The sequence below is a fragment of the Calothrix sp. CBUCES-K 9914 genome, assembly GCF_059640475.1.
Map to the genome: position 1 here is coordinate 1 of NZ_JBXXZH010000252.1, position 12,969 is coordinate 12,969.

At 39.5% G+C, this 12,969-nt stretch carries 10 protein-coding genes and 2 pseudogenes; 10 read left to right on the forward strand and 2 right to left on the reverse strand.

What is annotated here, in order from left to right; genetic code table 11:
• The 9 genes and pseudogenes from AC2JBO_RS36055 to AC2JBO_RS36095 form a co-directional block, all read left to right on the forward strand.
• A pseudogene (locus AC2JBO_RS36055) lies at positions 1-316 on the forward strand (photosystem II D2 protein (photosystem q(a) protein)); the annotation flags it as partial.
• Positions 300-1,685 (forward strand): photosystem II reaction center protein CP43, encoded by a 1,386-nt coding sequence (gene psbC / locus AC2JBO_RS36060; RefSeq protein ID WP_496958445.1) that lies wholly within the window; start codon positions 300-302, stop codon positions 1,683-1,685. The pseudogene AC2JBO_RS36055 and the gene psbC, both read left to right, overlap by 17 nt.
• A 292-nt stretch (positions 1,686-1,977) precedes the next feature.
• Positions 1,978-3,579, forward strand: coding sequence for a serine/threonine-protein kinase (locus tag AC2JBO_RS36065; RefSeq protein WP_496958446.1), 1,602 nt, complete (start codon positions 1,978-1,980; stop codon positions 3,577-3,579).
• Between the two features lie 723 nt (positions 3,580-4,302).
• The gene (locus tag AC2JBO_RS36070; protein ID WP_496958447.1) at positions 4,303-5,019 is read left to right on the forward strand and encodes an FHA domain-containing protein; all 717 of its coding nucleotides are present in this window, start codon (positions 4,303-4,305) and stop codon (positions 5,017-5,019) included.
• Positions 5,020-5,145: 126 nt separating this feature from the next.
• On the forward strand, positions 5,146-5,652 hold the full coding sequence (locus AC2JBO_RS36075; protein ID WP_496958448.1) for a hypothetical protein: 507 nt from the start codon (positions 5,146-5,148) through the stop codon (positions 5,650-5,652).
• An 86-nt stretch (positions 5,653-5,738) separates the two neighbouring features.
• Complete coding sequence (locus tag AC2JBO_RS36080) at positions 5,739-5,969, forward strand: EVE domain-containing protein (protein WP_496958449.1); 231 nt, start codon at positions 5,739-5,741, stop codon at positions 5,967-5,969.
• A 240-nt stretch (positions 5,970-6,209) separates the two neighbouring features.
• The gene (locus AC2JBO_RS36085) at positions 6,210-6,656 is read left to right on the forward strand and encodes a MarR family winged helix-turn-helix transcriptional regulator (RefSeq protein ID WP_496958450.1); all 447 of its coding nucleotides are present in this window, start codon (positions 6,210-6,212) and stop codon (positions 6,654-6,656) included.
• Positions 6,657-6,897: 241 nt separating this feature from the next.
• Complete coding sequence (locus tag AC2JBO_RS36090) at positions 6,898-7,473, forward strand: 3'-5' exonuclease (protein WP_496958451.1); 576 nt, start codon at positions 6,898-6,900, stop codon at positions 7,471-7,473.
• Between the two features lie 276 nt (positions 7,474-7,749).
• The gene (locus tag AC2JBO_RS36095; RefSeq protein WP_496958452.1) at positions 7,750-9,576 is read left to right on the forward strand and encodes a protein kinase domain-containing protein; all 1,827 of its coding nucleotides are present in this window, start codon (positions 7,750-7,752) and stop codon (positions 9,574-9,576) included.
• Between the two features lie 40 nt (positions 9,577-9,616).
• On the opposite strand, the gene AC2JBO_RS36100 is transcribed toward AC2JBO_RS36095, so the two are convergent.
• The gene (locus AC2JBO_RS36100; protein WP_496958453.1) at positions 9,617-11,719 is read right to left on the reverse strand and encodes a tetratricopeptide repeat protein; all 2,103 of its coding nucleotides are present in this window, start codon (positions 11,717-11,719) and stop codon (positions 9,617-9,619) included.
• A 73-nt stretch (positions 11,720-11,792) separates the two neighbouring features.
• Here AC2JBO_RS36100 and AC2JBO_RS36105 point away from each other — a divergent pair, with 73 nt between their 5' ends.
• Entirely contained in the window at positions 11,793-12,497 is a 705-nt protein-coding gene (locus AC2JBO_RS36105) for a rhomboid family intramembrane serine protease (protein WP_496958454.1), read from the forward strand.
• A 125-nt stretch (positions 12,498-12,622) separates the two neighbouring features.
• Here AC2JBO_RS36105 and AC2JBO_RS36110 read toward each other — a convergent pair.
• Positions 12,623-12,969, reverse strand: a pseudogene (locus AC2JBO_RS36110) (DNA N-6-adenine-methyltransferase); the annotation flags it as partial.

The window sequence follows — 12,969 nt, forward strand, 5'->3', positions numbered from 1 at the left end:
TGCAAACCGTTTCTGGTCACAGATTTTCGGTATTGCGTTCTCTAACAAACGCTGGTTGCACTTCTTCATGTTGTTTGTACCCGTAACTGGGTTGTGGATGAGTGCAGTTGGTATTGTCGGTCTAGCGCTCAACTTGCGTGCATATGACTTCGTGTCGCAAGAATTACGTGCAGCAGAAGACCCAGAATTTGAAACTTTTTATACCAAGAACATTTTGCTGAACGAGGGTATCCGCGCTTGGATGGCTCCTCAAGACCAGCCTCACGAAAAATTTGTATTCCCCGAAGAGGTACTACCGCGTGGTAACGCTCTCTAATCGTTCAATCAATCTAGGTGGTCGCGACCAAGAATCCACTGGTTTCGCTTGGTGGTCTGGTAACGCGCGTTTAATCAACTTGTCCGGTAAGCTGTTGGGCGCCCATGTAGCCCACGCTGGCTTGATAGTATTCTGGGCTGGTGCAATGACTTTGTTTGAAGTCGCGCACTTCATTCCTGAAAAGCCCATGTACGAGCAAGGTTTAATCTTGCTACCTCACTTAGCAACTTTAGGTTGGGGTGTAGGTCCAGGCGGCGAAGTATTCGATACATTCCCTTACTTCGTAGTTGGTGTACTCCACTTAATTTCTTCGGCAGTTCTTGGATTTGGCGGTATTTATCATGCTGTTCGCGGTCCTGAAACCTTAGAAGAATATTCTTCTTTCTTTGGTTACGACTGGAAAGACAAGAACAAGATGACCAACATCATCGGGTTCCACTTAATCATTCTTGGTAGTGGTGCGCTGTTGTTGGTGCTGAAGGCTATGTTCTTCGGCGGTTTGTATGATACTTGGGCGCCAGGTGGTGGTGACGTTCGCGTCATTACGAACCCCACATTGAACCCAGCAACAATCTTTGGTTATTTGTTGAAGTCCCCCTTCGGTGGAGAAGGTTGGATTGTCAGCGTTAACAACCTTGAAGACGTTGTTGGTGGTCACATTTGGGTTGCCCTGCTCTGTATTGGTGGTGGTATTTTCCACATCTTCTCTAAACCTTTTGCTTGGGCACGTCGTGCATTCATCTGGTCTGGTGAAGCTTACCTATCCTACAGCTTGGGCGCCTTGTCCTTAATGGGGTTCATTGCTTCGTGTATGGTTTGGTACAACAATACCGTATACCCTAGCGAATTCTTCGGTCCTACAGGCCCTGAAGCTTCGCAAGCACAAGCTTTAACGTTCTTGATTCGTGACCAACGCTTAGGTGCTAACGTTGGTTCTGCTCAAGGTCCTACAGGTCTTGGTAAATATTTGATGCGCTCACCTTCTGGTGAAATCATCTTCGGTGGTGAAACCATGCGCTTCTGGGACTTTAAAGGTCCTTGGTTAGAGCCATTACGTGGACCAAACGGTCTTGACCTCGACAAAATTAAGAATGATATTCAGCCTTGGCAAGCACGTCGTGCTGCTGAGTACATGACACATGCTCCTCTAGGTTCTTTGAACTCTGTGGGTGGTGTTGCAACTGAAATTAACTCCTTTAACTACGTATCACCTCGTGCGTGGTTATCAACTTCTCACTTCGTGTTAGGCTTCTTCTTCCTCATCGGTCACTTATGGCACGCAGGCCGCGCGCGCGCTGCTGCTGGTGGTTTCGAGAAAGGTATCGACCGTGAGAACGAGCCAGTAATGTTCATGAAGGAACTGGACTAGTTTATACCTAGTTGTTTTATAGCTAGTTATAAAAGCAAATTTCATCTTTCATAACTGATAATTGTTTAACCCTCGACTATTGTTGAGGGTTTTTTATTAAATTTTCAATTGCGAATTATTTGGTTATACGGACATGTACTTACTATTACTTTAAGTAACTACTGAATATCTTCAGCAACTCTTCAAGGGATTTCCAGCAAAATTCACCTGTTAGAAGAGATTTCTTACTTTAATAATGGAATAAGGGTTTCAACGCTCTTTATTACATTTTCGTGCAGCGAGTTGACAGTACATGAGCTACTGCTTAAATCCTACTTGTCCTAATCCAGAGAATCCTGCTTACAGCGAGAGGTGTCAGTCTTGTGGCTCGCGTTTACTGTTACGCGACCGCTATCGAGTGCGTTCATCACTAGGTCAAGGCGGCTTCGGTGCTACATTTGTTGCCATTGATGAATCTTTACCTGGGGAACCAACTTGTGTTATCAAACAACTACGTCCTTCAGGAACAGCACCACATATCTTGCAGATGGCGCGCGAATTGTTCGAGCGCGAGGCTGTCACCTTGGGTAAAATTGGCAACCATCCTCAAGTTCCGAGGTTGCTTGATTTTTTTGAAGACCGTGAGCAATTTTATTTAGTCCAAGAATATATTAGCGGTGCCACTTTACAGCAAGAGGTAAAAGGGCAAGGAGTATTCAGCGAGGCTGGAGTCAAGCAGTTTTTGAGCGAAGTCTTACCGTTGCTACAGTATATCCACGAGCAAAAGGTAATTCACCGCGATATAAAGCCAGCAAACTTAATACGTCGCGCTCAAGACAGCCGACTGGTACTAATTGACTTTGGTGCAGTAAAAAACCAAGTCAGCCAAACTGCGGCGCTTCAATCTGGACAAACCGCATTGACAGCGTATGCAATAGGCACTCCTGGATTTGCACCACCTGAACAAATGGCAATGCGTCCAGTTTATTCTTCGGATATTTATGCCTTGGGTGTAACTTGTATTTACTTACTAACGGGCAAATCTCCAAAAGATTTGGATTACAATCCCAGCACTGGCGAGATGATGTGGGAACACATGGTGCAAATTAGTTCCCACCTTAGTAATGTGCTGCGGAAGATGCTTGATGTGTCCGTGAGAACACGCTATCAATCATCTATGGATGTGCTACGCGCATTAGAGATGGAGCCTTACCTTGATAGCCTTGCACAAAGCTTGGTAACTCGACCGCCAGGTGGCATTAAAGACCGAGGTAGTCGTTTTGATGATTCGGGAGCGCTCTTAAGTAATTCTTCGAGTGGTTATTCGAGTGCAGGAGTTGCACAAGTAGCTGCTGCAATTCGAGAAAGACGAGCAAAAGTAGCGCAAGCAACAAGTGCAACTAGTCACAAACTAGCTACAGCTAAATCTAATACTTGGGCTGGTACTAATACTAGCGCTAGTGTTGGCTCTAAATCTCAAGTTCGCTCTTTTAACACTGAAGGACTACGAACTGCTTATAGCAAAGGTAGACGTGATTTTGCATTACATAATCTGAGCTTGCTTAACATGAATGGTATGGATTTATCGGGAGCTAACTTCCACTCTGCTGTTTTAGAGCGTGCAAATCTGACTGGTGCCAATTTACATAATAGTGACTTCGGCAGGGCAAGTCTTAACCGTGCAAACCTTCGTGATGCCAATATGAGTAAAGCTTACCTAAGCCATGCTGACTTAGAAGCAGCAGACCTTCGCGGTGCTGACCTTAGTTATGCTTATCTCAATAACGCTAATCTACGGGGAGCAAACTTGTGTGGTGCTAATCTTACTGGTGCCAAAGTTTCAGACGACCAGCTGGCATTAGCTAAGACTAACTGGATGACGGTACGCCCTAATGGCAAGCGTGGTTTATTATAGATAATATTATGCATTGGCTATTACTAAAATCAATAGTGATCACAACACCGTAGCTCAACTACGTTCTAATCGTAGTAATTTTAACTATCCAGAAATATTTCCGACAGGTCTACCAAATTAAAGAGCGTTTTTATACTTGCTTATACGGAAGTGCCCAATTGCGGCGCACTTCTTTGTTTGTTGAATTTAATACTGATTTAACAAGGTTAATATTTTAGTACTATTTAAGCAATTACGTATAAACCACACTTTATAAGTCAAATAACGCTTTAGTAAGTAAACTTAAAACTTAAATGACATATCACAAATATGTTTAAATTACAAGCATCTAATTATAAGAATAATCATTGCTTTTCTGTCAATAAGTATAAAAATTTCTGAAAAATCTCTGAAAATCAGATCAATTAAGACTTGGTTCAGATTGGAATCTGAATCAAGTCCTATGTAAAATTGGCAAAAGTGTATATAATGGAACACCAAGAGCTACTAATAATATTTTTAACAAATGTATTTAATTACGTTAAGAAAAGATTAATTTAGCTGACAGGCAGAGAAAAACCTAATCAACTGTGTGCTTAGGTTCTGCTAAGTTTGTGCAATCAAGCCGCTAGAAAGCAGTCTGAGACTCGCCGAACGCAATTAAACGATGATAAATCGTTACGAAGCTTGATAAGCATTTTGGTAACTAGTATTTGTTGTTATAGCCAGAGGCTCACCTTAATTATGGCTGAGTGTGTAGAAGCAGAACTCGAACGAAGATTAAGTTTGTATCAGACATTTCTAAAATTATATGAACAGCACGGCAGCCTTTTGGATGAAATACTTCAGGTAGAGACTTTCTCAATGTCTTTGGGAACACGAGCTAAGTCATTCTACTTACAGGGTGTCATCAGTGAAGATGCTGTATATGTGACTACAAATTTATGTCAGGGTCAAACGCTTTCTTTGAAACAACCGCAACGTATTTGGACATTAGGACGCGATAGAGATAGTGGTATTCATATAGTTGATTCGTATATATCGCGGTATCATGCTGCTATTCAGTATATTGATGAACAGCAAAAATTCTATTTGCGAGATTTTGAAAGTACTAACGGTTCATACGTCAATGGTGACCGAGTATTTAAATCAATTGAGTTGAAAGATGGTGACCATATTCGTTTGGGTAATACAACTTTTGATTTTTTCTTGAATGTTAGTACTCGTGTTTTGCCAACAGTTCCATTAGAAAAGCTGATGTTATTAAGACGACTTGAGGGTGAAGATTCCACCACAACAAAGAATCTTTATCAAGATAGCGCGATTTTAGAAATATTAGGAGGCAATGAATATCCTAGTCACATCGCTCAGACACCTTCACAATTACTACATTTTGAACAGTCACAGGAAATCATAGATTATTTCTTGAGCAAGAAAGTAGCCAATACTATTATTAGTTAAACAGTTGAATTTCTTGATTTTTTACCATTCTGAAGCGCTTACATGCTTACAAGCCCGGTTATTGCAATAATCGGGCTTGTGCCATTTTTGAGTATTATAAGTAGTTTAAGAGTTTAAGTCATTGTCGTGCATTACACAAGTGAGACTAATATACTAGAGCGGTTAGAATCGATCAAAGCTGCTATCTTATCCGCCTTCGGCGCCACCTTCGCATTTATCATTATCAGTCAATTTAATAACCTTGTATTAGTTAAATTAGCTATATTTAATATTGAACAAATTAGTATTGTTGCCATACTTAGTAGTCATTGGTGGGTCAGTGCTGGTATAGCTGTATTTTCTGGACTTTTATTCGGAGTCACGTACAGATATATTATTCGCACTGACAATAACCTACAACTCAAGGCTGGAGGAGTAATGGCGTTTGCGTTAGTACGCGGAATAGTTCAAGTTGAGATGATCACAACCTACAATCATATTGATTATATTAATGATGTTCTTTCCTTTGTACCGTTAGCTGTACCACTAGCTGAAAATATCTTTTTGTTTGCTTGGATGGCACTAGTAGTTGATATTGCTATACGCACGGGCATTGTAAAGCCTTTGAAATCTCCTGAAAACAGTCACGAATAATAAAAGTTCAGGGGGCAGCTTAATTTATATTCACAATATTATTAATCGCGATTATAATATTGGAGGTGGATATAAAAATGTAAAATATGGATTCCTTATGGTACTGGATTGTCGTAGCATCAAAAAACGATGTAGAAAAAGGAGTTTTGGGTGGTTTTATGCAAGCGTGTTATGGCAAAGCTTTACCGTTAAGGCGCCTGAGTCAATTTGACTGGGTAATCTATTACTCACATAAACAAATTTTTGGTAATGAAGAAAAATGTCAAGCTTTCACAGCAATCTTGTTGAGTGGTAGGAGAATCAGTTTATCCTTGTAATATGGGTAATGGTTTTATGCCATACCGTCGTTCGGTTAAGTTTTTAGATTGTAATAAAGTAAGTATAATACCCTTGATTCCAAATTTACATTTCATAAAAAATAAGCACAATTGGGGCTATGTATTCCGATATGGCTTGTTAGAAATACAACAGCCTGACGCATGAACTAATTCGTGGGTCAGATGCGCCAAACACCAGAAAAATCGAGGTAGTATCCGTTGAACTCGCCACACAAGATAATGGTATTTCAGTTTGGAAACCCAGATGACAGCCCAGGATTTTTACTGTGGCAAGTGTCAAATCTTTGGCAGCGAAAAATGAATTCTGGACTGAAAAAGCTGGGATTAACCCACGTACAATTTGTTTTACTAGCAGGAATAATTTGGCTTAGTCAAGGGCAACAAACCGTTACCCAAGCTAAATTAGCTGCTCATGCCAAAGCCGACATTATGATGACTTCCAAAGTTTTACGCGCGCTAGAGCAACGAGGGTTAATCAAGCGCGAGACTGACTCAAAAGATACCAGGGCAAAATCCTTAACGATAACTAAGGAAGGTTATGATTTAGCAGTTGCAGCAATTCATGTTGTAGATAAAGTAGACAGTGATTTTTTTGGTACGTTGAACGAGCATGTAACAGACTTAAACTCACACCTCATGAAAATTATCAACGCGAATAATTCTTAGGAGGTGAAAGTCAAAAAGGGTAAAGGGAAGGGAAAAAAATAAATACTACATAACAGTATGGGTATAACACTGCGTTGTACCCTTTTTTATTGCGGTTTATTGACTGGAATAGGGCATTTTTAATCAAATATCGCGTTTCTACAACGTTTATTATTAACAAATTATGTATTATTTGTATTACAATCAAGAACAAAATAGCACAGGTGTGCTTTTTACTCTCGTTGTCGAAGTGGGTAATACGATGTCTAACAATTCCAAGAATAAAAATAGAAACTTTTACTACTTAGTGGTTGATTTGGAAGCGACTTGTTCAGAGGATGGCGCCGTTCCACGTGATCAAATGGAAATTATTGAAATTGGCGCCGTGATGCTGAACCGTTCGACGTGGTTGATAGATGGGGAATTTCAGCAGTTTATTAAACCAGTTAGAAACCCGTATCTTACCGAGTTTTGCACTCAACTCACGACTATTCGGCAAGATGATGTTGAACAGGCGCCGACATTTGAGCTTGGAATGGCTAATTTTAAACATTGGCGTCTAGAATTTCCCAATCATGTTTTTTGTTCATGGGGAGATTATGACAAAAAGCAATTCATACAGGACTGCGACTTCCATCAAGTTCCCTACCCATTTTCAGAAGAACATATCAATGTCAAGAAACAGTTCTCTGAATATCTTGGTGTAACAAAAGGATATGGTATGGCGCCTGCTATGTCAAAGTTAGGAATAACTCTAAAAGGTACTCACCATCGTGGTATTGATGACGCGCGCAACATTGCTAGCATCTTTAAATACATCAAAACTGGTAACGAATGAAAGTGTATTTTGCTATACCATTTGTAAAACTGTCACATGGGGTTGTAAAAAATATTGCTATTACTTAAAAATAGTTGCAGTATTTAATACATGAATAAGTTCAAGGCTATGTTGTAACAAAGAATATAAATATAGCATGAAATTTTAAGTATAAGTAACCAGGACATTTATGTTGATTTGATAAAGAAATATTCAATAGCACTATTTTGTAAGCTTTTCCGGAATCAGAAAGGAATATCAGGAAATAATATAAAGGAGTGACTTAGTAACCAACTCATGACTCACTACATGCTCGGTAAAGTACTGCAATCGCGTTACCAAATCGTACAAAGCCTAGGTGCAGGGGTATTTGGACAGACATACATTGCAGTAGATATTGACCACCCGGAAAACCCGAAGTGCGTTGTTAAACAACTGAAAGTAACAAACTTCCATCCCAGTCACTTGGAAACATTGAGGTTGCGGTTTTTGACGGAGACTCAAACCCTCAAACAATTGGGACACCATAACCAAATTCCGCGACTAATTGCTTGTTTTGAAGAGAATGAACGCTTTTATCTAGTTCAGGAATTTATTGAAGGGCACGCGCTGACGGCAGAATTGCCGCTTAACCAGAAATTTAGCTATTGCTGGAGTGAAAGCGAAGTCATCAAATTTTTAATCGAAGTTTTAGAAATTCTCGATTTTGTCCACTCGCAAGGTGTCATTCACTGCGATCTTAAACCTGAAAATTTGATTCGCCGAGCATCTGATGGTAAAATAGTACTAATTGATTTCGGTTCGATTCAGCCGATTGATTTTGCAGCAGATACAGAATTACCGATTTATCGAATTCCTGTTACTTCGTTAGGATATATTCCTCCTGAGCAATTTGTTGGTCAAACCAAGGCAAGTAGTGATATTTACGCGCTGGGAATGATTGCAATTCAGGCGCTGACGGGACTGACGCCGCTCCAGTTGAAGGTAGACCCTCACAGTAATGAGATCATTTGGAGAACTAAAGACGTTCAAGTTAGTGATTACTTGGCTGCGGTCATTAGTACAATGATTTGTTACGACCACAAAAATCGTTTCCAAACAGCGAAATCTGTATCTCGCTCACTTAAACAGATTCCTATAGAAAATTATCCACAGACAGTTGAAGCTGAATATATAATTATCTCAGAAACGCTTGAGCAACCCGTAGATTTGCCATACTCAGGTGGTAATAAAGGAGCTAGTAATAATGTTTCTCCACTGTTAACAGGTGTCAAAGTTGGGTTAGTAGCAAATTCTTTGGTAATGGGGTTTGGGGTTTACTCGCTGGTTAATAGTAAGACTCCGGCGCCATCGGAAACTGAGACATTATATAAAGCGGCTGAAGAATTTCAATCTGGTGATTTAAAGGGCGCCATAGCACTGGCAAAGTCAATACCAGAAACGAGTAACGTTTACCCCGAAGCGCAGGCGACTATAGAAGAATGGCAGCACCAATGGAAAATTGCGGCAGAGCAATATCAAACAGCGGAAAATGCTGTAAAAGATGGGCGTTGGTCAGATGTATTAAAAGTTGCTCCACAAGTACCGGATATTTTATATTGGCAATCTAAAACTGATATGTTGGTTGCGAGCGCGAATATAAAGATAGAAAGCCAAAGCAAAGCTTTATTAGCAAAGGCGTATGAAAGAGCAGGCGCCAAAGATTTCGACACAGCACTGAATTATCTCAATCAAATACCGAAAAACAGTAATACAAATACCGTCGTCGATCTAAAGGTAACTGAATATACTCAAAAACGTCATGTACGTGCAGCTTATCTTTTGCAGCAAGCTTATGATAAAGCGACAAACCAAGAGTTTAAGTCGGCAGTTAAGTACTTAGAGCAAATACCTAAGAATAGTTCAGTATATGCAACAGCCCAAGCAAAGTTAGTTGAGTATACACAGAAGCAGCGTATGTTTGCTCAAGCAGAAGTTGCAATGTCAAACACACAAGTATCAAATCTAACTTCAATTAAAAGCAATAAGAGCAATACGAACGACTCATTTATTAATGGCGCCAGTTCTACTAAACTTCAAGACTTACAACCTGGAGATTGGATGCAAGAGATACATATTAGGTAATTTCCCTAAGATTCCCGACTTCTTAAAGAAGTCAGGAATCTTAAGGTTTTTGGGGTTTTTGAGGTTGTTGGGTTTGCACTGCTTTTAAGGCATTGATTGCTTGTTGGTAATCTGGTTTAATTTTAATCGCGCGTTCATAAGAGGCGATGGCATCTTGATTTCGCTGCATGTTAAAGAATGCGTTTCCTCGACTGAACCAACTTTCGTAATGGTCTGGTTTATAACGAATCGCGCGGTTGTATGATGCAGTAGCATCTTCATATCGTTTTAAGCTATATAGGGAATTGCCGCGATTATACCAAGCTAGGTAATTATTACGCTTTATTGCTATTGCTCTGTCGTAAGATTGTACTGCTTGCTCGTACTGTTGCTGCTGATGTAATAACCAACCACGGTTGTAGAATGCTTCATAGTTATCGGAGTCATACTTGACTACTTGGTTGAATGAGTCAAGTGCTTCTGGGTAGCGTCGTAAATTTAGTAACGTATTGCTTCTGGAAATCCACGCATTTACATAATCTGATTTTAATTGTACAGCTTTATCGTAGGCTGTAAATGCGTCTTGAAAGCGCTGTAAATTAATTAACGAATTACCTTTATTATACCAAGCTGTTTCATAACTCGGCTTCAACTCGATTGTTTTATCATAGGCGCCAATAGCGTCATCATAACGTTTGAGAGTATGCAGCACTTTTCCCTTATTAAACCAAGATTGATAGTAATCTGGTTTTAGCTCAACAGCTTTCTCAAAAGCCTTAATAGCATCATCATAGCGTTTCAAATCAGTTAAGGATTCACCTTTTGCGTTCCACACCTCAAAATCATTTGGCTGTATAGTCAATGCTTTATCGTATGAAGCAACAGCTTCGTCTTCACGGTTTAACTTATCTAAAGTAAACCCTCTTCCTCGCCAAGCATCTTTATTATTTGGAGAGATTTGAATTGCTTTATCATAGGCTGATAAAGCATCTTTATAACGCTTGAGTTCATGTAAGACTTTTCCTTTACCATACCAAGCGTCGCCATAGTCGGCGCGAATATCAACGGCTTTTTGATATGTATTCAGCGCGTCGTTGTAACGCTGTAAATCATACAACGTATTCGCTTGTTTGTATAGTTCAGCCGAATTAGTCGAGTTGATAGCATCTAAAACAAACAAAGAAATCGTTGTCACAGAACCGAGAAAAGCTATTCCGGTTAAAGTTCTAACGAGGATAGCTTTTTTACTAATAGATTTAAGATTATTGGCAGTACGTGATTGCTGTTTTGGCAAAATTGGAGATGCAGGTGCCAGTGCAATTGTACCTTGATTAGATTGGTATTGATTTAAGTCTTTTAGTGCTTGTAGCGCAATGCTAGCGTCTTGATACCGCTGACGAAAATCATACCGCACCATTTTATCTAAAATTTCGGCAAACTCGTTACTAACGCTTGTAACTTTTGGGCGCCAGATAATTTCATAATTAGAGTCATCGTGTTCTAATTGTTCAGCTGGTATACCAGTTAAAGCTTGAATAGCAATAATTCCTAGTGCGTAAATATCACTGCTATATCTAGGATTTCCCTGTGCTTGCTCGCTGGGAATGTATCCGGGAGTACCAATAGCTACGGTAATTTTTTGACTATAGGAAGTTACAACATTTGTAGTAATTTGCTTAACGGCGCCGAAATCAATTAAAACTAACTTATTGTTATGCTTGTTACGGAGAATATTACGGGGGTTGATATCACGATGAATAACTTGATGTTGATGAACAAATTTTAAGATTTCTAAAATTTCTTGTAAAAGTAAAATAACTTCTTCTTGGGAGTAAATCTTACCTGGTGTCAATTCATTACCAAGGTCATGACCCAAAATGAATTCTTGCACGAGGTAAAACTCTTGATTTTCCTCAAAATACGCCAAAAGCTGAGGAATATGCTCATAAGTTCCTAATTCGTATAAAACCTTTGCCTCAGTATCAAAGAGTCTACGTGCAGTTTGTAGAGTTTCAGGGTCATTCGATTGAGGTTTGAGTTTTTTAACCACACATTGCGGTGTACCAGGGAGTTTGGAGTCACAAGCAACATAGGTTTCACCAAATCCACCACCTCCAAGGCTACTAATAATTTGGTATCGTCCAGCAAGTGTACTTCCCAACATTGGTTTTATTTATAAGCGGTACATTTAACATCTAATTTTAATATTGACACAAGTTAATGGGTAAGTTTAATTTATGATTCCTGTTAGTGATAACGTATTTTTGTTTTCGCGCGCAAGACCGCTTGCGACAATGAGCTTAATTGGTTTAAACGTTGCTTTATTTTTCTACGAACTTCAACTCTCTTCAGGAGAGTTAGGATATTTTATTAATACCTGGGGAGTGGCGCCAGTACAAGTCACTAATGCAATTGCCAGCACTATATCAGGTAATGCAGCAGCGAGTATTGCCGTCCTAATGCGTTCGACGACGTTATTGACAGGAATGTTTCTACACGGCAGCTTTGCCCAAATCTTGGGTAATATGCTGTTTTTATGGGTTTTTGGCAGTACTCTTGAAAAGTTACTCGGTCTGTATCGCTTTTTAACTCTTTATCTTGTATCGGGTATATTAACTGGAATAGTACAAATATTCGGAGAACCAAGTTTGATTGTACCGTTAATTGGAGCGAACGGCGCCGTTGCTGCGGTATTAGGGGCGTATATATTTAAATTTCCCAAAGTTAAAATAGATTCAGTACTACCTTTACTTGTTGTATTTATTCCAGTAGAAATACCTGCTTTCTACTATGCATTTTGGTGGTTTATCCAACAACTGTTTTATGGAATTGGTAATTTAGATATTCCACCATTAGGTGTTAACCAATGGAGTACTGCTTATTGGACGCATGGAATTGGAATTTTTATTGGCGCCTTATTTATGCGACTTCAGCAAAGGTAAGATATATACTGGTTTTGATTAAGTTTTTTAAATTATACCGTTTCCCATTCAAATCAAATACACAGGGCGGGCAGGGATGCCCACTCCACAAGTAAATATATAGAGATGCTTTATTTTCAGCATCTCTATATTATTTCCCCTAAGATTTCTAGAATTTCCCGAACAGGTGCCTTAGACTGGTTGAGTTTATGAACTATGCCCAACAGTTTTTTCTGAATATACTTTGAGGATTTTAATAGACAGTCTCCCTTATCCCAAAATTCGTACTGATAATAAGCCTCTTGATACTCTTTTCCTTTCTTAGTTACTTTGCGGTAGTATATACATCCGCTACCAGTACCCTTTAGGCGCCTTTTCCTAGAGGATATATTCGTGTCTAGTTTATCCTCTAGGAATTCGTCTGAGTCTATTTTCCTAGAGGATATATTCGTGTCTAGTTTATCCTCTAGGAATTCGTCTGAGTCTATTTTCC